This is a genomic window from Parafrankia sp. FMc2, assembly GCF_041008525.1.
GTDB lineage: Bacteria > Actinomycetota > Actinomycetes > Frankiales > Frankiaceae > Parafrankia.
The window spans coordinates 29,797-51,275 of the sequence record NZ_JBFLUG010000021.1 but is presented as its reverse complement, the minus strand read 5'-3'; the positions used below and the strand labels follow the sequence as shown (position 1 = coordinate 51,275).

The 21,479-nt window shown below is 75.9% G+C and carries 1 protein-coding gene; it reads right to left on the bottom strand.

The window, feature by feature from the left end; translation table 11 throughout:
* Positions 1 to 19 precede the first annotated feature (19 nt).
* Positions 20 to 21,325 (bottom strand): amino acid adenylation domain-containing protein, encoded by a 21,306-nt coding sequence (locus AB1460_RS10360; protein ID WP_368960623.1) that lies wholly within the window; start codon positions 21,323 to 21,325, stop codon positions 20 to 22.
* Positions 21,326 to 21,479 lie beyond the last annotated feature (154 nt).

Here is a 21,479-nt window from a genome sequence, read left to right as displayed (position 1 = left end):
AATTTTTGGTTAGCTTAACCTAATTAACAGGGAGTACGACAGTTTTTGTGTGCTGCCGCAACTGCCTCGCCCGTGTGCAGAGCAGCGACAACGCGCGAGTCCACGCGGCAGCCAGGTCCGCGACCGCCTCGGTGGACGGCCCACCGGGGCCCGACGTCCACCGCGCGACCAGCTCAGGCCCGCCCGCCACGTCGAGCACCCGGACGATGGCTGTCAGCGGGAACGGGCCGGGGCGTTCGGAGTTCCAGCCGGCGAACAGGCCCTCGTCCTCCGCCGCGACGTCCCAGTCAGCGGGTTCGGGCCGCGACCACCGGCCCTCGTAGTTGAGGTAGACCTCCGGCGGCGTCGCCCGGGCGAGCACCGGTGCCGTGCGCGGGTTGAGGTGGCGCAGCAGCCCGTAGCCGCCACCGGCGCCGGGCACCGCGGCCCGCCGCCGCTGGACGTCCGCCACCGCGGCGTCGAGGGCCGCGCCGAGCTCGTCGTCCAGAGGAACATCGGACGGGACGTCCAGCGGATGGTGCGACCGGACGTCCGGCGGGGTGTGCGGCGCGGCGGCGGGGACGGGCCCGCTCTCGCCCGCGTCGAGGTCGACCGGGCGCTGGTCGAGGCAGAGCGGGTAGACGTCGGCGAACCAGCCCACGGTGCGGGTCAGGTCCGCGTCCGCGGCGGTCGGCTCCCCGCGGCCGTGGCTCTGCAACGCCACGACGATCCCGCCCGCGCCGGCGCCGGCCGCGCTGTCCGCCTCGCCCGCTCCGTCTGCGACCCAGCGGCGGCGGCAGTCGGCGACCGCCAGCGCGAGCGCGGTGAGCAGGACGTCGTCGACGCCGGCCTTCCACGCGGCAGGCGCAGTGGTCAGAACATCACCGGCCCAGCCGGCGGGAACGGTCACGGTCACCGCGCCCCCGGCACCCAGCTCCGGCCGATGATCGGCGGCGGGCTCGGTCCGCAGCGCCACACCGGCGGGTGGGAGGGCCGGCACCGGGCCGGCCGGGCGTGACGGCAGCGGGGCGCCGCCCTCGACCGTCGCCAGCCAGAAGGCCAGCTCCGCCTCGCAGGCGGTGCCACCGGCCCGCTCGGTGATCTCCGTGGCCCAGCGACGGTAGGACGTCGGCACCGCCGGCAGCACCGGGATCCCGCCACCGGCGAGCGTCCGCCAGGCGGCGGCGAGATCGTCGAGCAGGATCCGCCAGGACACGCCGTCGATCACCAGGTGGTGCACCAGGATCAGCAGCCGGCCCGGGGTGTCGCGCCCGGCGTCGAACCAGACCGCGCGGACCATCTCACCGCCGTCCGGGTCCAGCTCGCCGTCCGCCCGCCGGGCCTCGTCGGCGAGCAGCCGGCCGAGGTCGTCACCGGTGCCCACCTCGACCCGCCGCAGCCAGCCGCCGACACCGACGGCGCCGTCGGCGCCCGCCGGCGGGACGTCGAGATACCACGCCTCGCCGCCGTCGGGGCTGACCGCCGGCCACCCGTCGGGCAGCGGGCTGCGGGACGGGCGCACCAGGCGCGCCCGCAACAGGTCGTGCCGCTCGGCCAGCGCGGCCAGCGCGGCACCCAGCACAGGCAGGGTGACCGTGCCCGGGACCTGCAGGAGGATCGGCGACGAGAACCTCTCCACGCCCGCGCCGGTGGCCCGCAGCGCGAGCAGCGGGGGCGTCGGTGGCACCACACCGACCCCGTCACCCGGCTGGCCGGCGGCGCTCGTTCCGCCCGTTCCGCCCGTTCCGGCGGGCAGGCCGAGCGCCGCAGCGAGCGCGGCGGGGGTGCGGTGCCGGAACACCTGCGCCGGCCGGACGTCGTGCCCGTCCCGGCGCAGCCGGCTCACCAGCTGCATCGCGATGATGCTGTCGCCGCCGAGGGCGAAGAAGTCGTCCTCGGCGCCGACCGCCGGTGTCCCGCCGCCGCCCCGCAGCCCGAGGACCTCGGCGAACAGCGCGCACAGCCGCTCCTCCGCCGCGGAGGCGGGGGCCCGTCCCGCCGCCGAGGCGGCGAAGTCGGGCACGGGCAGCGCCGCTCGGTCGAGCTTGCCGTTGGGTGTCATCGGCAGCCGGCCGGCAACCGGCACGACCGCCGCCGGCACCATGTACTCGGGCAGCGACTCGGCCGTGTACACCCGCAGCTCGGCCGGGTCGAGCCCGTCCCGTTCGGGCACCACGTAGGCGACGAGCCGCAACGGGCCGCCGCCGTCGGCCCGGGCGAGGACGACCGCCTGCCGGACGTCCGGGTGCCGCATCAGCATGGACTGGACCTCGCCGGGCTCGATCCGGTGGCCGCGGATCTTGATCTGGTCGTCGGACCGGCCGAGGAAGTCCAGGATGCCGCCGGGACGCCAGCGGGCCCGGTCGCCCGTCCGGTACAGCCGGTCGCCGGGGCCGCCGAACGGGTCGGCGACGAACCGGGACGCGGTCAGGCCCGGCCGGCCGAGGTACCCGCGGGCCAGCCCGCGCCCGCCCACGTACAGCTCCCCGACGACACCGACGCCGACCGGGCGCAGCGCACCGTCCAGCACGTACGTGCGGGTGTTCGGGTCGGGTACACCGATCGGCACCGGGCCGGACCAGTCCGGGTCCGCCCGCCACAGCGTGGAGTTGACCGTCGCCTCGGTGAGACCGTAGGCGGCGACCACCCGCAGGTGGCGCGACCAGCGGCGCACCGTCTCGATCGGCACCGTCTCGGTGCCCACCACCAGCACGGCGCCGGCCGGCAGCTCACAGTCGGCCGGCAGCGCGGCCACCAGCGCCGGCGGCAGGATCATGTGGGTGGCGCCCTGCTCGGCCAGGTAGTCGGTCAGCTCCGGCCCGGCGACCCGCCGGTGTGCCGGCACCATGATCACCCGCCCGCCGACACACAGAGCCATGCACAGGTCGAACACGGTGACGTCGAACCCGACCGAGGCGAACTGCACGACCCGCGACGCCCGGTCCACCCCCAGCCGGTCCACGGCTGTCGCGACCAGGCTGCCGATGCCCTCGTGGGTGGCGATGACGCCCTTGGGACGTCCCGTCGACCCCGACGTGTAGATCACGTAGGCGGCGCTGTCGAGCCCGGTGGGGGCGGTGGCCGGCCGGGTCGGCTCGCAGACGGCGAGCGCGGCGATCGTCTCGGGATCGTCGAGGAGCACCAGCTCGGGGCGCTCTCCGTCCGGGCCCAGGCCGCCGAGGGCGATCAGCTCCTCGGCGTGGCCCCGCGAGGAGACCACGAGCCGGGCACCCGCGTCGCCGATCATGAAGGCGACCCGGTCGGCCGGGTGGTCCAGGTCGAGGGGCAGGTAGGCCGCCCCCGCCTTCAGTACCCCCAGCAGCGCCACGACCAGGTCGGCCGAACGCGGGACCGCCACGGCCACCACCGACTCCGGCCCGGCGCCGCGGGCGGTGAGCAGGCGGGCGAGCCGATTGGCCCGCGCGTCCAGCTCGGCGTAGGTCAGCGCGACGTCCTCGCAGACGACGGCCACCGCGGCCGGGTCCCGGTCGACGCACGCCTCGAACGCCGCCGGCCAGGTCAGCTCGGTGACCTCGCGGGTGGTGCGGTTGAACCCGCCGACCACCAGCTCGCGCTCGGCGCCGTCGAGGACGGGCAGTTCCGCCACCGGCCTGGCCGGCTCGGCGAGGACGGCCTCGGCCAGCAGCCGCAGCCGGCGGCCGAGCACCTCGACCGTCCCCCGGTCGAACAGGTCCGCGCTGTAGGCGAGGCCGACCGTCAGCTCGGTCCCGGTGACCGCCTGCGTAGTGCCGGTGGCCGCCTGCGCGGCGCCGGTGGCCGGGCGCTCCAGGAAGTCGAACGACAGGTCGAACTTGGCGGTGGCGGCGCGCACCGGCTCCGGCCGGGCCGCGACCCCGGACAGGTCGAGGCCGCCGGCGGCGTCGGCCGCCGGCAGGTGCACGACCATCACCTGGAACAGCGGGTGCCGGGCCAGCGACCGGGGCGGGTTGACCGCCTCCACGACCCGGTCGAACGGCAGATCCTGGTGGTCGAACGCGGTGAGGTCCGCGGCACGGACCCGGCCGAGCAGCTCGCCGAAGCTCACCGGGCCGGACAGGTCCGTCCGCAGCACCAGCGTGTTCAGGAAGAAACCGACCAGCTCGTCGAGCCGCTCGTCGGTGCGGCCCGCCACCGGGCTGCCGATCGGGATGTCGTCACCGGCACCGAGCCGGTGCAGCAGCGTGGCGACGAGCGCCTGCAGCACCATGAACAGACTGACGTTGTGTGCCCGGGCAAGCTCGCGCAGCCGGTCGAGCAGCTCCGGGTCCCAGGTCAGCTCGACGACGCCGCCGCGGTGGGACGGCTCGGCCGGGCGGGGCCGGTCGGTGGGCACGGCCAGCTCGGCCGGCAGGCCCGCCAGCTCGCGCCGCCAGAACTCCCGCTGGGCGGTGACCAGGCTCGCCGGGTCGTTCTCGTCGCCGAGCAGCTCGCGCTGCCACAGCGTGTAGTCGACGTACTGGACCGGCAGCGCCGCCCAGTCCGGGGCCTCGCCGCGCAGGCGCGCCCGGTAGGCCGTCGACAGGTCGCGGGCCAGCGCCCGGTCGGAGCCCTCGTCAGCCGCGATGTGGTGGACGAGGAACTGCACCACGTGCAGGTCCGACCCGAGCCGTACCACGGTGACCCGCACCGGCAGGTCTGCCTCGAGTTCGAACACGCCGGCCGCGGCCCGTTCCAGATGCCCGGCCAGCTCGTCGCTGCCGGAACCGGCTCTCGCATCGGCGTCGGCGCCGGGCGGGGTGAGGTCGATCAGGTCGACGGCCACGTGCGCCTCGGCGGGGTCGAGGACCCGCTGGTGCGGCACGCCGTCCGGGGCGGGGAAGACGGTGCGCAGCGCCTCGTGGCGGGCGACGACGTCGTCGACGGCGGCGCGCAGTGCGTCGACGTCCAGCGGACCGTCCAGCCGCCAGGTGACGGGGATGTTGTAGGTGGCGCCGGGTCCCTCGACCTGCCCGAGCACCCACAGCCGGGACTGTGCGTGCGACAGCGGCGGGCGGGCCGGCCGCTCGGCGGGACGCAGGGCGGGACGCGCGGCGGCCGCGGCCCCCTCCAGGCGGGTCGCCAGGCCCGCGACGGTCGGCGCGTCGAAGATCTCCCGCGGGGAGATCTCCACGCCGAACACCGCCCGGATGCGGCTGCGCAGCCGCATCGCGAGCAGCGAGTGTCCGCCGAGGGCGAAGAAGTCGTCGTCGGCGCCGACGGCGTCCGTGCCGAGGACGGCCGTGAACTGGTCGGCCAGCAGCTCCTCGCGGACCCCGCGCGGGCGCCGGCCCACCGGCCCGGCCTGGTCGTCCGGGGCGGGCAGGGCCGCGCGGTCCAGCTTGCCGCTGACGGTGCGCGGCAGTTCGGCGACGGCGACGAACGCGGCCGGCACCAGGTGCGCGGGCAGCGTCCGGGCGAGTTCGGCCCGCAGCGCGCCGAGATCCAGCACGCCGGGACCAACACCCGCGGCACCGCCCACACCGTCGGCGACGGCGTAGGCGACCAGGCGCGGGTCGCCCGGGGTGTCCTCCCGGACGACGACGGCCGCGGCGCCGACGCCGGGCAGCGCCGACAGCGCCGCCTCGACCTCACCCGGCTCGATCCGGAACCCGCGCACCTTGACCTGGTCGTCCACCCGGCCGAGGAAGACCAGCGTCCCGTCGGCCCGGCGCAGCACCCGGTCGCCGGTGCGGTACATCCGCCCGCCGGGGGGGCCGGCCGGGTCGGCGACGAACCGGCCGGCGCTCAGCCCCGGCCGCCCGAGGTAGCCGCGGGCCAGCCCGGGACCGGCCAGGTAGAGCTCGCCGGGCACGCCGTCCGGGACGGGCCCGAGCCCGGCATCGAGCACATACGCGCGGGTGTTCGCGATCGGCCCGGCAGTGCCGTCACCGTGCCACCCGTAGGCGTCGACGCTGTACTCGGTCGGGCCGTACAGGTCGTGCGCGCTCACCCCGGGCAGGGCGCGCAGCCGCTCCCACAGCGGCGGCGCGGTCGCCTCACCGCCGACGAGCATCACCGCGGGCAGCCGGTCGCCGTCGAGGAAGCCGTGGTGGACGAGCTCCCGCAGGTAGGTCGGGGTGACGTCGAGGACGTCGATTCCGGCCTCGGTCACGTACCCGGCCAGCGCCGCCGGGTCGCGCATCGTCGCCTCGTCGACGACGTGCACGGTATGCCCGGCGAGCAGCCACAGCAGCGGCTCCCACGAGCCGTCGAAGCTGAACGACGCGGCGTGGACGGCGCGCCACGGCTCCCCGTCACCGCGGCTGGCCACCGCCGGGCCGATCAGGTCCGCCCGGTGCGCGGCGAACAGGTTCGCCAGCCCCCGGTGCGTGCCGACGACGGCCTTCGGACGTCCCGTCGTTCCGGAGGTGTAGATCACATAGGCGGCGTTGTCCGGCCGCGGCAGCGGCCGGCCCGCCGGCACGGCGGAGCGGCCGCCGGTACCCGCCGCGATCTCCGCGGCGACAGCCGGGTCGTCGAGCACGATCACCTCGGTGCCGGAGCCGCTTCCGGAGCCGGAGCCGGCGTCGGGGCTGACGGCGGAGTCGGCCTCGGCGTTGATCGCCGGGAGCCGTCCGGCGAGTGCCGCAGTGGTGAGCACGAGCCGCGGTGCGGCGTCGGTGAGCAGGAAGGAGAGCCGCTCGGCGGAGTGGTCGGTGTCGAGCGGCAGGTACGCCGCGCCGGCCGCCATGACGCCGAGGAGGGCGGGCACCATCCGGGCCCGTGGCAGCGCGAGGGCGACGACATCCTCGGGACCGGCGCCGCGGCCGGCGACCAGGGCGGCGATGGCGTCGACCCGCGCCGACAGCTCGGCGAAGGTCAGCTCCTCGCCCCCGGTGACCAGCGCCGGGACATGCGGGACGGCGGCGGCTGCAGCGGCGAACAACTCCACGGCGGTGGGCCGCGCGGGTTCGCGGCGCGGGCCGGCGAGCCCGCGCCGCGCCTGCTCCCGCGCATCGCCCCGGGCACCGACAGCTGCCGGGCCGAGCAGGTCGAGGCGGCCGACAGGGCGGTCCGGCTCCCGCGCGAGCGCGTCGAGGAGGGCGGCCAGCCGGTCGGCGAGGCCGCGGGCGGTAGCCGGATCCCAGACGTCCAGGGCGTACTCGACGAGCAGGGTGATCCGGTCACTCGCGACCCGGTCGACGAAGGTGACGTCCAGGTCGAACTTGACCGTGCCGGCCTCGGTGAGCAGCCAGGTCGTCGGCAGGCCGAACAGGGTGTGCTCGTCCTCGACGAGGTGGTGGTAGCCGGTCATCACCTGGAACAGTGGGTTGCGCCCGGCCGAGCGGCGCGGGTTGGCCGCCGCGACGACCTGTTCGAACGGCACGTCCGCGTGGTCGAAGGCCCCCAGGTCGGTCTCCCGGGTGCGGGCCAGCAGCTGGGCGAACGTCGGCTCCCCGGACAGGTCGGAGCGCAGCACCAGGGTGTTGACGAAGAAGCCGACGAGGCGGTCGAGGGCGGTGTCGGTTCGGCCCGCGATCGGCACCCCCAGCGGAATGTCGTCACCGGCCCCGAACCGGTGCAGCAGGGTGGCGATCGCCGCGTGGGCGAGCATCGACATGCTCGCGCCGGTGCGCGCGCACAGGGCGCGCAGCGCCGTCACGGTCGCGGCGGACAGCTCGCGGATCTCCCGCCCACCCGCGCCGTCACGGACGGCGGGGCGCGGCCGGTCCAGCGGCAGCGCGATCTCCTCGGGCATGCCGCGCAGCGCCTGCTGCCAGTAGGCGAGCTGGCGGCCGGCGAGCGACGCCGGGTCCGCGGGGTCACCGAGCAGCTCACTCTGCCAGAGGGTGTAGTCGGCGTACTGGACGGGCAGCGGCTCCCAGCCGGGGGCCCGGCCTGCCCGGCGCGCCGCGTAGGCGGCGTCGAGGTCCTCCAGGAACGGCCGGTCCGACCACTCGTCGGTCGCGATGTGGTGCAGGACGACCGCGAGCACCGACTCCACCGGGGATCCCGGCGTCCCGGTCTGGAACACGGCAAGCCGCAGTGGCGGGTCGGACCGCAGGTCGAACGGTTCCGCGACGAACTCCTCGACCGCCCGCTCAAGCGCAGCCTCTCCCGTCGGGTCGGCCCCGGCCGCCGGGCCGGCGCCCCCAATCAGGTCGACGGCCCCGGTCAGGTCGACGGCCCGGACCGGCGGGAGAGCCTCGTCCGGGGCGAGGATCCGCTGGTAGCCCTCCCCCTCGTGCTCCGTCACGACGGTGCGCAGGATCTCGTGGCGGGCCGCCACGTCCGCCGCGGCAAGCCGCAGCGCCTCGACGTCGACCCGGCCATGCAGGCGGATCACCAGCGGGTAGTTGTAGGCGTCGGTGCCGTCGGCGAACCTGTCGACCAGCCACAGGCGCTGCTGCGCCGACGACAGGGGTACGCGCTCGGGCCGCTGCGCCGGGCGCAGCCGCGGGCGGGGCGATGCCGCCGGTGCCGCCGCGCCGGACGCACCGCCGGCCGCGGTGACGCGCTCCGCGAGGGCGGCCACCGTCGGTGCCTCGAACAGGTCGCGGATGGCCAGGTCGGCGCCGAGGTCCGCGCGGGCCCGGCTGACCAGGCGGGTAGCCAGCAGCGAGTGGCCCCCCAGGGCGAAGAAGTCGTCCTCCACGCCCACCTCGGGCAGACCCAGCACCTCGGCGTACAGGGTGCACAGCACCACCTCCGCCGGCGAGGACGCGGGGCGGGAGGCGACCAGCGGCACCGACGGCTCGGCCGGGGGCAGGGCGGCCACGTCGAGCTTGCCGTTGGCGGTGCGCGGGATTTCTCGCAGCGTGACGTAGGCGGCGGGGACCATGTAGTCCGGCAGGACGACGGTCAGGTCGGCGCGCAGGACGGCGGCGAGCGCGGCGTCGCCGCGGGCCGCCGTCGGGTCGTTCGCGAACGGCCCGACGGGCTCCCCCGCCGGGTCCGGCAGGTAGCCGCCGACCCGCGGACCGGCCGTCACGGCCTCCGCGCGGACGAAGACCGCGTCCAGCAGCCCCGGATCGGTCGCCGACAGTGTCAGGTGCTGCTCGTAGCCGAGCTGGTCGGCCAGCGCGAACAGTTCCTCCGGGTCGACCGCGGCGGCCGGGCCGGTGGGTTCGACGCCGCTGACGCGCGCGGCCAGGGCGAGCTCGGCAGCGACCCGCGCGTCGGGGACGCCGGCGACCCGCAACAGCGCCGGGCGCTGTTCGCGCAGGTGTGCCTCGACCACGGCCAGGTCGGTGATCTGCGGGCTCCCCCAGCGCAGTGTCGGCGCACCGGCGAGATGCACCGCCGGCCCGTCCGGGGCGCCGGTCGCGGCGGGGCGGGAGAGCACGACGTCGAACCGGTGGCGGGTCAGCTCGTTGTGGAACGAGCCGCGCTTGACCCGCAGCGACACCTCGGCGCCGGTCTCCCGCGCGAGCTCGGTGAAGAACTCCGGTGCCAGCACCAGCTCCTTGTCGAGCCGGACCCGCCGCTCCACGGCCGCGGCGAGCCGGGTGAGGTCGCCGCCGTGGTCCGCGCCGCCGGAGCGGCCGGCCTCGATCGCCGTGTGGAAGGCCCGCAGCCGGGCCAGGTTGCGCACGTCGCCGACGAACAGGGCGCCGCCGGGCACGAGCAGGTCGAGCGCGGCGCGCAGGACCGAGCGCAGGTAGTCCGGGCTCGGGAAGTACTGGATCACCGAGTTGATCACGACGACGTCGAAGAACCCGGTGGGCAGGCCGTCGGTCACGTGTGCCGGCTGGCAGCGCAGCTCGACGCCGGACAGCCGCTGCGGGTCGGCGGCGACCTCGGCGCGCAGCTTGTCGATCACCGGGCGGGCGAAGTCCGTCCCCCAGTAGCTCTCACAGCGCGGTGCGAGCTGGCCGAGCAGCAGGCCGGTGCCGACGCCGATCTCCAGGATGCGGCGCGGGGCGAGGGCGCGGATGCGCTCGACGGTCGCCGACCGCCACTCACGCATGTGCTCCAGCGGGATGGGCTGCCCGTCGTAGCTGGAGTCCCATCCGGCGAAGTCCTCCTGGTGCACCGCGGTCGGGATCTGGACGTACTCGTCGCTGTAGACCTGCTGCCACTCGCCGACCTGGTCGGCCTCGACGGCTGCCCGGTCGGCGGCGGTCAGCTCGGCGGGCACCACGTAGGCGATCAGCCGGCGGGTCCCCGGCGCGCCGGTGTCGTCGGTGGCGACGACCGCGGCCTGGCTGACCCGGGGGTGGCGGTCGAGCGCGGTGGTGATCTCCCCGAGCTCCACCCGGTAACCGCGGATCTTGACCTGTTCGTCAGTGCGGCCGAGGAAGTCCAGGTTCCCGTCCGCTCCCCGCACGACGAGGTCGCCGGTGCGGTACATCCGCCCGCCCGGTGTGTGGGGGTCGGCGACGAACCGGGCGGCGGTCAGGCCGAACCGGTCCAGGTAGCCGCGGGCCAGCCCGTCGCCGGCGATGTAGAGCTCCCCGGGGACGCCGTCCGGCACCGGGCGCAGCCAGCCGTCCAGGATGTAGGCGCGGGTGTTGCGGATGGGCCGGCCGACGGTCGGCGTGGTGCTGTCCGCGGTGCCGCCGCCGAGGGTGTTGATCGTGTACTCGGTCGGGCCGTACAGGTTGTAGCCGGCCGTGCCCTCGGTGTCGCGCAGCCGGCTCCACACCGCCTCCGAGACGGCCTCACCGCCGAGCATGACCAGCGGCGGCCGGTGCCCCCCGTCGGCGCGGTCGAGCAGGCCCAGCTCGATCAGGTGGTGGGCGTAGGTCGGGGTCACGTTGACGACGTCGATGCGGTGCGTGTCGCAGTACGCCACCAGGGCCTCGGCGTCCCGGCGCAGATTCTCGTCGCAGACGTGGACCTCGTGTCCCTCGACGAGCCAGAGCAGCTCCTCCCAGGACATGTCGAACGCGAACGAGACGGTGTGCGCGATGCGCAGCCGCCGCCCGCCGGCCGCCGCCACCGCGGGGGCGAAGATCTCCGCCTGGTGGTTGAGCTGCATGTTCGTCAGGCCCCGGTACGGCGTCACGACGCCCTTGGGACGTCCCGTCGAGCCCGAGGTGTAGATGACGTAGGCCGGGTGGTCGAGGCGGTCCGCGCGGCCGCGGGCGAACGCGCCCAGCTCGGCGTCGGACAGCGCACCCCCGTCGGTGGCGGCGAGCGCCGCGGCCGTCGCCGGGTCGTCCAGCAGCAGGCGCGCCGCGCCGGCACCGGCGGCGGGGCCGTCCAGGTAGGCGGCGGTGGCGGTGGTCGCCACCAGGAGCCCGGCGCCGGCGTCGGCGACCATGCCGAGCAGGCGGGCCGGCGGGTGGTCCAGTTCCAGCGGAAGGTAGGCGGCGCCGGTACGCAGCACGGCGAACAGCGCCACGACCATGTTCACCGAGCGGCCGAGCCCGAGGGCCACCACCGTCTCCGGGCCCGCGCCGCGGGCCAGCAGCAGCCGGGCCATCCGGTTCACCCGCGCGTCGAGCTCGGCGTAGATGACGCGCTCGTCGCCGAGGACCAGCGCGGTCAGCTCGGGTGTGCGGGCCGCCTGCGCGGCCAGCAGGTCGGCGACGGTCTCCGTCCCGACCGGAAGGAACGGGCGCGACCAGTCGGCGGCAAGCGCCGCCCGCTCCGCCGGCAGCAGCACCTCGACCGACCCGACGGGTGCGGAGACGTCCCGGACGAGCTCGTCGAGAAGTCCGAGGAACCGGTCGAACAGCGCGCGGGCACGGGTGACGTCGACGACGTCCGGGCGGTACTCCAGGCGCACGGTGATGCGTGTGCCGGGGAACAGCACGAACGTGAGCGGATAGTGCGTGTGGTCGATGCTGGTGCCACCGGTGATCCCGAACCGGTCGCTGCTCTGCTCGGTCGCCACCTCGTCGATGAAGTTCTGCAGCACGTACAGGGTGTCGAACAGCACGGTGCTGCCGGCGGCGCGCTGGATGTCGCCGAGACCCAGGTACTCGTGGTCCATCAGCTCGACCCGCTGGTCCTGGACGCGGCGCAGCAGGGCGAGGACGGGTTCCCGCGGGTCCATCCGCACCCGCACCGGCACCGTGTTGAGGAACAGGCCTACGACCTCGTCGATGCCGTCGACGTCGGTCGGCCGGCCGGCGACGGTGGTGCCGAACACGACGTCGTCGGAGCCCACCGCGCCGCCGAGGACGAACGCCAGGGCCGTGTTGAACACCGTGTTCACCGTGATGCCGTACCGGCGGGACAGCTCCCGCACGGCGCTCGCCGTCGCCTCGGGGACCTCGGCGGTGATCCGCCCCGGCTCGACCGGCGGCAGCCCCCGGGCCTCCGGGACGACCAGCGTCGGGCCGTCGAGGTCGGCCAGCGCCGACCGCCACGCCTCCCGCGCGGCCTCGGTGTCCCGAGCCTGCAGCCACACCAGGAAGTCGCGGTACGAGGCGGCCGGGACGGGCAGCCCGTCGTCGTCGCCCCCGCGCTCGTAGAGGCCGAGGAGCTGGTCGATGACCAGCGCACCGGACCAGCCGTCCCAGACCAGCACCTGCCGGTTGAACACCAGCCGGTCGTGGCTGTCGCCGAGACGCAGCAGGGTCAGCCGCCACAGCGGCGGACGGGCGACGTCGAACGGCCGGGACCGGTCACGCTCGGCGATCTGCTCGGCCCGCACCAGCCGTTCCTGTTCGGGCAGGCCGGTGAGGTCGACCTCCGACAGCGGTGCGGGCACCTCCGTGACGACGAACTGCACCGGGGTGGGCAGCCCGTCACCGACGAAGCCGGCCCGCAGGGTCGGGTTGCGGCGAAGGAACGTCTCGCAGGCGCGGCGCAGCCGGTCGACGTCGAACCGGTGGCCGAAGTCGAGGGCGAACTGCGCGGTGTACGCGTCGCTGGAGCGGTCGAACGCCGAGTGGAAGAACAGTCCCTCCTGCAGCGGTGACAGCGGCCAGATCTCGGAGACCGGGCCGGGGCTCGCCGCCTCCACCCGTGCCCGCTCCCGCGGCGACAGCTCGACGAGATCACCGGACGCCGGTGCCGGTGCCGGTGCCGGTGCCGTGCCACCCGCACCGGACACGGCCGACGGGTCGAGGGTGGACAGGGCGACCAGCGCGTCGCGCCAGGCGGCGCCGAGGGCCGCGGCGGAGGCCGGGTCGATCAGTGTCGTCAGATGGGTGAAGGTCGCCCGCAGGACGGGCCCGGCGGGTGTCTGCACGCAGACGGCGTCGACCGTCAGCGGGTAGGCGACACCCATCTCCTGGTCCGGGTCGGCGGCCAGCGCGTCGAGCTCGGGGGCCGGTCCCCAGGCGTCCGCCGCGTCGGCACCGAACCGCCCCAGGTAGTTGAACAGAATCTCCGGGCGTTCCAGCCCGGCCAGCACCGGCGCCGCGGCCGCGTTGGCGTAGCGCAGCATCCCGAACCCGGCGCCGCCGTCCGGGACGGCGCGCAGGCGGGCCGCGACGGCGGCAAGCGTGCCCGCCACCCCGCCGCCCGCTGTCCCGACGCCCGCAGCCCCGGTCTCGGTGGTCCCGGTGTCGGTGGTCCGGTTGCCGGCAGGCAGCCGGACGGGTGCGATCGAGGTGAACCAGCCGACCGTGCGGGCGAGGTCGACCTCGGGGGCGATCGGGTCGCGGCCGTGGCGCTCGAGGTCGACGAGCAGATCGGTCGCGGCGTCCCAGCCCTGGCCGTGCCGCCACCCGGAGACGGCCGTGCGCAGCGCGGCCAGCAGCACCTCGGTGACGTCCACCCGTGCGGCCGCCGGCAGCGAGGTCAGCAGCGGCGCGGTGACCTCCGCCGGGACCTCCACGACATGCCGGCCGGTCTGCGCGACGGTGCCGGTTGTGACAGCCGCGGCGGGAGTGGCCGGAGTGACGGGAGTTGCCCGGGTCGCGGGGGCGTGGCCCAGCAGGCGGCCGCCCGGCGCGAGGGTCTCCGTCCAGTGGGTGAGCTCGGCGAGACGGGCCGGGTCCTGAGCCCGCTCGGCGACGACCCGGGCGAAACCGCGCAGGGACGTGCCGACCGGGTCCAGCCGGGGCTGCGAGCCAGCGCGCACCGCCGCCGAGGCGGTCTGCAGGTCGGCGAGCAGGATCCGCCACGACACCCCGTCGACGACGAGGTGGTGACCGACCAGCAGCAGCCGCCCGGGGCGGGCCGGACCGGCGTCGAGCCAGGTGACCCGCAGCACCACGCCGGTCTCGGGGTCGAGCGCCTCGGCGGCCGCGTCGGACTCGGCGGCGACGGCCGCGCGCAGCCCGGCCTCGTCGAGGTCGGCGACGTCCACCCGGCGCAGCAGGCCGTCCACCCGTACCGAGCCGACGGGCCGGGTCTCCATCAGCCACAGTGCCGGCGTCGGCCGCAGCAGCCTGGCCCGCAGCGCGTCGTGCTGGTCCACCAGAGCCTGCAGGCTCGCACGCAGGACGTCCTCGGTGATCCCGGCGGGGACGGTCACCAGCAGCGCCTGGTTGAACCGGCGCACCGGCCCGCCCCAGCCGGCGAGGCGGGCGACGATCGGCAGCGGGGTGAACACACCGATCGCCTCGGGATCGGGCCCGGCCGCGGCCACAGCCGGAGGGGAGGCCGCGGAATCCCCCTGCGGGGCACCGGCGGCGTCGCCCTGCCCGGCGGACTCGGCGGGGACGGCGAGGGAGCCGGCGGAGGCGGCGGAGGCGGCGAGTGCGGCCGGGGTGCGGTGGGTGAAGACGTCCCGGGGGGTAAAGCTGATCAGCTCGCGGCGGGCCCGGTTGACGAGCTGGATGGCGCTGATGCTGTCGCCGCCGAGGGTGAAGAAGTCGTCGTCCACTCCGACCTGCTCCAGGCCGAGCACGCCGGCGAAGACGTCGCACAGCGTCTGCTCGCGGTCGGTGCGCGCCCGGGTGCCGGTGGACGCGCCCGCGAGGTCCGGGGCGGGCAGCGCGGCGCGGTCCAGCTTGCCGTTGCCGGTGAGCGGGAACGCGTCCAGCCCGACGACCGCGACGGGGACCATGAAGTCGGGCAGGGTGGCCGCGGCGTGCCGGCGCAGCTCCTCGGAGCCGACCTGGGCACCCGGGGTGAGCACGGCGTAGCCGACGAGCCGGAGCTGCCCCGGCTGGTCCTCGCGGGCCAGCACCACGGCCTGTTCCACCGCCGGGTGCGTCGCGATCGCCGCCTGGATCTCCCCCAGCTCGATCCGGAACCCGCGGATCTTGACCTGGTCGTCGGCCCGGCCGAGGTACTCGAAGCCGCCTGCCTCGCCGCCGGCGGTCCGCCGGGCGAGGTCCCCGGTGCGGTACATCCGCGTGCCCGCGGGCCCGAACGGGTCCGCGACGAAGCGGGTGCCGGTCAGCTCCGGACGTCCCAGATAGCCACGGGCGAGCTGCCCGCCGCTGACATACAGCTCACCGACACCGCCGAGGGGCACCGGCTGCAGGTGGTGGTCGAGGACGTGCACCCGCAGGCCCGGGATCGGCTCGCCGACCAGGCTGGCCCGTGCCGCCGCGACCACCTGCTCGTCCAGCCGCAGGTAGGTGACGTGGACGGTCGTCTCGGTGATGCCGTACATGTTGACGAGCACGGGCGCGTCGTCGCGGTGCCGGGCGTACCAGCCGGGCAGCCGGCCGAAGTCGAGCGCCTCGCCACCGAACACGACGTAGCGCAGCGCCAGCTCCGCCGGGACGTCCCCGGCACCGGCCCCGTCGGCACCGGTGGTGCCCAGGGCTTCGTGGCGGGCGCGGTCGGCCTCGACGAGCTGGGCGAACGCCGACGGGGTCTGGCTGAGGACCGTCACCGACTCGCGGCGCAGCAGCCGCTCGAACAGCTCCGGGGAGCGCGAGACGTGGTGGTCGACGACGACGAGCCGCCCGCCGTACAGCAGCGGCCCCCACAGCTCCCAGACGGAGAAGTCGAACGACGCCGAGTGGAACATCGTCCACACGTCGGTCTCGTCGAAGCCGAACCACGGATGGGTGTGCGCGAACAGCCTGATCACGGTCTGGTGTGGGACGACGACGCCCTTCGGACGCCCCGTCGAACCGGACGTGTAGATCACATAGGCGGCGTTGCCGGGACGCGCCCGCCGCTCGGGCGGCAGCAATGCGCAGGCCTGCTCGGCCAGCGCGGCGACCACGGGCGGAGCGTCCAGTGTGATCACCGGCACCCTGGTGCGCGCGGGGACGGCCGGCAGTGCCTCGGACGTCGTCACCAGGCACGCCGGCGCCGCGTCGGCGATCATGTAGGCCAGCCGGTCGGCCGGGTAGGCGGTGTCGAGCGGCAGGTAGGCGGCCCCCGCCTTCTGCACCGCGAGCAGGGCGACGACCAGGTCGACCGACCGCGGCACCGCGACGGCGACGATCGACTCCACGCCGACGCCACGCGCGGCCAGCAGCCCGGCGAGGCGGTTCGCCGCGGCGTCGAGCTCGGCGTAGGTCAGCTGGACGTCGCCCCAGGTCACGGCGACGTTGCCGGGCACCCGCGCCACCTGGGCCTCGAACAGCTCCGGCAGCGTCACCGCCCTGGCATCGGACAGCCCGGCCCCGGATGACTCGGCTCCGGACAGCCCCCCCTCGGACGACTCGACGGCACCAGCCGCGACGGCCTCGCCGGCCGCGTTGGCATCGCCGGCCGCGTTGGCCTCGCCGGCCGCACCGATGGCGCCGACGGGCTGCCGCGGGTCCACCGCCGCGGCGGCGAGCAGGGCGAGGAGGCGGTCGGCGAGCGCGGCGACGACGGCCTCGTCCAGGCGGTCCGGCCGGTAGCTGAGGGTGAAGCGCAGCCGCTCACCCGGGATCACCCGGATCGTCAGCGGGTAGTGCGTGGCGTCGTGGCCGGTCAGACCGGCCAGGGTCAGGCCGCTGGCCGGCCCGAGCAGGCCGGCCTGGTCGAACGGGTAGGACTCCAGGACGAGCAGGGTGTCGAACAGCTCCGGCAGCCCCGCCGCCGCGTGGATCTCGGCGAGCCCCAGGTGGTGATGGTCGAACGTCGCCGCCTGCTCGGCACGGACGCGCTCGAGCAGCCCGGCGAAGCTCTCCGCCGGGTCGACGGTGACCCGCACCGGCACCGTCGCGAGCAGCAGGCCCACCATCTCCGCCGCGCCGGGCAGCTCGGCCGGGCGGCCGGCGACGGACGTCCCGAAGACGACGTCGTCGCGGCCGACGGCGCGGCCCAGCACGATCGCCCACGCGGCGCGCAGCACCGTGTTGAGGGTCGAGCCGTGGGCGCGGACGAGCCCACCGAGCCGCGCCGTCAGGTCGGCGTCGGCATGGCGCTCCAGCGTGGCGGTCACCTCGGCGCCCGTCACCTCGGCGGCGGCGAGCAGGGTCGGCTCGGTGACGCCGTCGAGGATCGCGGCCCAGGCCCGCCGGGACGCCTCGCTGTCCCGGGCGGCGAGCCAGCGCAGGTAGTCCAGGTAGGACGGGGCGGGCGGCAGTGCTGTCTCCGCCGGAGCGGAGACGTCCGGCGGGCCGGCCCCGGCGGCGGTGTAGAGCTGGAAAAGCTCGCGCAGCAGCAGCGGCACCGACCAGCCGTCCAGGACGATGTGGTGCGGGCTGACCGCGAGGCGCCAGTCCCGCGGGCCGGTGCGCAGCAGCAGGAAGCGCACCAGTGGCGGGGCGGTGAGGTCGAACGGGGTCTGGCGGTCGCCGCGCCCCAGGCGCTCGGCCTCGGCCAGGGCCTCCGCCCGCGGCCACGCGGCCAGGTCGACCTCGGTCCACACCTCGTCGAAGGCGGCCGCACCGATCCGCGCCGGCACGATCTGGACGGGGACGTCCCCGTCGTAGACGAACGCCGAGCGCAGGTTCGGGTGCCGGTCGAACAGGGCCCGGGCGGCGGCCCGCAGCCGCGCCGGCTCCACGTCTCCGTGGACGTCCACGACGAACTGCAGGATGTAGGCGTCCGCCGAGGCGTCGTCGAGCAGCGCGTGGAACAGCAGGCCGGACTGCAGCGGCGACAGCGGCCAGACGTCGGCCAGGTCCGGGTGGAGCCCACGCCACCGCTCGACGTCGGCCGGGCTGACCCCGGCGAGCGTGATCCCGTCGGGGGGAGCCGCCCCGTCGGTCGCCGCGGCGGCGGCGGTCGGGGCGGCGGCCGCGGCGAGGCCCGCGGGGGTGGGATGTGCGAAGACGTCCCGCAGGGTGCAGGTGAGCCCGCGGGCCCGCGCCCCGGCCACCAGCTGGAAGGCCAGGATGCTGTCGCCGCCGAGGTGGAAGAAGGCGTCGTCGGCGCCGGCCCGCTCCACCCCGAGGACGGACGCGAACAGCTCGCAGAGCAGTTCCTCGGCCTCCGTGGCCGGCACGCGCGACCCCGCTGCGGCGGCGAAGTCGGGACGCGGCAGCGCCTGCCGGTCGAGCTTGCCGTTCGGCGTCGTCGGCAGCTCCGGCAGCACCACGAACGCGGCGGGGACCATGTGCTCCGGCAGCGCCGCGGCCGCGTGCGCACGCAACTCCGCCAGGTCGGGCGCGGTGACACCGGCGGCGGTGGCAGTGGTGGCGGCGGCAGTGGTGGTGGCGGCGGCGGTGGTGGCGGCGGCGGGGACGACGTAGGCGACGAGGTGACGTCCGGCCGGGCCGTCGTCCCGGACGATCACGGCGGCGCGCCCCACCTGCGGGTGGGCGGACAGCACCGCCTCGATCTCGCCCGGCTCGATCCGGAAGCCACGCAGCTTGACCTGGTCGTCCACCCGTCCGACGACGTCCAGGTCGCCGTCGGACGTCCAGCGGGCCAGGTCACCGGTGCGGTAGATCCGCGTACCGGTACCGAACGGGTCGGCCACGAAGCGGGACGCGGTGAGCCCGGGGCGGCCCAGGTACCCGTCGGCGACGCCGTCGCCGCCGATGTAGAGCTCGCCGAGCATGCCGGGGGCGACCGGGGCGAGCCCGGCGTCCAGCAGGTACACCTGGGTCGAGCGGATCGGGCGTCCCACCGTCGGCCGGGCCGCGGTCGCCCCGGCCGGGCCAACCGGGCCAACCGGCGGCACCGGGCCGGCCGTCGACCAGATGGTCGTCTCGGTCGGGCCGTACATGTTCACGACGTCGTCGGCGCGGGCGGTGAGCGCGCCGGCCAGCCCGGCAGGCAGGCCCTCCCCGCCGCTGAGCAGGCGCACGCCGCCGAAGCGCGCGTCGCCGGCCGCCGCGAGGATCGACTGCCACATCGACGGCGTCGCCTGCGCGAGCGTGAGGGTGCCCGCGGCGAGCAGTGCGGCGAGGCCGGCCGGGTCGCGGGCCTCGTCCTGGCCGGCGAGGTGGACGGTGGCCCCGGCGGTCAGCGGGGCGAGCAGTTCCAGGGCCGCGATGTCGAACGACAGGGTGGTCAGCGCGAGCACCCGGTCCGCCGGGCCGAGCCCGAACAGGTCGACCATGCAGTCCAGGAAGTTCGTCAGCGCCCGGTGCGGCACGACGACGCCCTTCGGACGTCCGGTCGAACCCGAGGTGTAGATCACGTAGGCAGCACCCGCCAGCGCGCCGGCCCCTGTCAGGGCAGCCGGGTCCGCCGCGTCCGGGCCGCCGTCCGCGGCTCGCGGAACGGGCGCGGGTTCCACGGAGGCGGGTGCGTCCATGAGGACGGTCCTGGTCCCGGCGGGGGTGGGCAGGTCGGCGGCGAGCGCGCGGGTGGTCACCAACAGCGCCGGTGCCGCGTCGTCGAGGACGAAGCTGATCCGGTCGGCCGGGTAGTCGGGGTCCACCGGCAGGTGGGCGGCGCCGGTGCGGGCGACGCCCACCAGCGCCACGAGCAGGTCGGGAGTGCGCGGCAGCGCCAGCGCGACGATGGTGCCCGGGCCCGCGCCGTGCGCGCGCAGCCGGCCGGCGAGCAGCTCGGCGCGTGCGGCCAGCTCGCCGTAGGTGAGGGAGGCGCCGGGGAGGGAGGCGTCGGTGGTCACGACGGCCGGGTGGCCGGGGTTCCCGCGTGCCTGCCGGGTGAACAGCTCGACCCACCTCGCCGCCGGGCTGGGTGCCGCGGTGTCGTTCCACGTGGTGAGGATGCGGTGACGTTCGGCGGGGGTCAGCAGGTCGACGGAGGCCAGTGGGCGGTCCGGATGCCGCAGCACCTGGTCGAGGAACGCCTCCAGGTGGCGCAGCATCGCCGCGGCCGTCGAGGCGGCCACCTCCCCGGTGAGGAAGGTGGCTTCCAGGTCGAGGTGGTCGTCACCGATCTCGGCCATGACCCCGAGGGGGAACTGGGAGCTGCCGTGGTGCAGTGGTCGCCGGGAGCCGCGCAGCTGCTGGGCGGCGAGGTGCTCCGCGGCGGGCGTCCGCACCGCGAACATCGTGGTGAAGACGCTCCAGACTCCGTCGGAGCGGTCCGGGTTGGCGGCGCGGACGACGTCCTCGAGGTCGACGTGCTGGTGGGCGAACGCGCCGCGGCAGGTCTGCCGGGTCCGCGCCAGCAGGTCCGCGAAGGTGTCGCCGGGCCGGACGCCGACCCGCAGGGCCACGGTGTTCCCGAAGTAGCCGAGGAGGCGGTCCGCGCCCGGCGCGTCCCGGTTGACCACCGGGGAGCCGATGACGAGGTCGGTGGCACCGGTGTGCCGGTGCAGCACCCCGGCGAACGCGGCGAGCAGCACCATGAACGGTGTGGCCCCGTGGTCGGTGGCGAAGACCCGCACCCGCGACGCCGTTCCGGCCGCCGCCCGGTGGACGGCCTGACCGCCCCGGTCGGCGTCCGCGTCTGCGTCGGCGTCCCTGGCGACGGATACCTGCTCGCCGCCGGTGAACCGCAGCGGTTCGGGCAGCCCGGTCAGGATGCCGCGCCAGTACGCGAGCGCCCCGGCGTCGCCCGGCGCCACGCCCGCCGGGGCACCCGGAGCGGCGCCCGTGTCCGTGCCCGTGGCGGCGGTGGCGGGCACGGCAAGGTCGAGGTACTGCGGTGCCTGGGCGTCCGCCGGCGCCGCCTCGGCGCCGGCGCGCAGCCGGTCGTAGTCGGCGAACAGCTCCCGGAAGAAGATCTCCCAGGAGGTGTCGTCCCAGGCCACGTGGTGGGCGACCATGAGGAGGACGTGCCGCTCGGGCGCGGTGCGGATCAGGGTCACCCGCAGCGGCGAGGCGGCGGTGAGGTCGAAGACGTGGCGTGCGGCGCGCTGCGCGATCTCGTCGACAAGCAGCTCACGCCATCCCGCCGGCTCGGCAGAGTCTCCAAAGGGCACCTCGGTGGAGACGTCGTGGCTGGACCAGCCCGGTTCCAGGTCGGCGTGCACCACCTGTTCGGGCTGGCCGCCGGGCGTGGAGCGGTAGGTCGTGCGCAGGATCTCGTGACGGTCGGCGAGCGCGCGCAGAGCGTCGTGCAGCGCGGCGGCGTCCACCGGGCCGGTGAGGTCGAAGGCGGCGGCCACGTTGTAGGCGGTGCTCGACGGGTCGAGCTGCTGCAGGAACCACATCCGCAGCTGTCCGGGGCTCAGTGGGTGGCCCTCGCCGGGCAGCCGGCTGCGCCGCGCGCCCACGTCGGCCGGCCCGGCCGAGGCGAGGCTCTCGGCCGCCAGGCGGCGGCGGAGCAGCTCGCGCTTGCGCTCCTGCGGGTCGGGGCTGGCCACGTGTCCACTACCTCCGGAATACGTCGCGGGCAGGCCGCGAGCCCCGCTCCGCGGCCCCGGCTTCCGTCCGGCCCGCGACCGGAGGCAGGGTGCCGCGGGCGGCGGCCGGCATCCAGAGGCGGGACGGATGGGACGGACGGGCAGATGGGGGCGG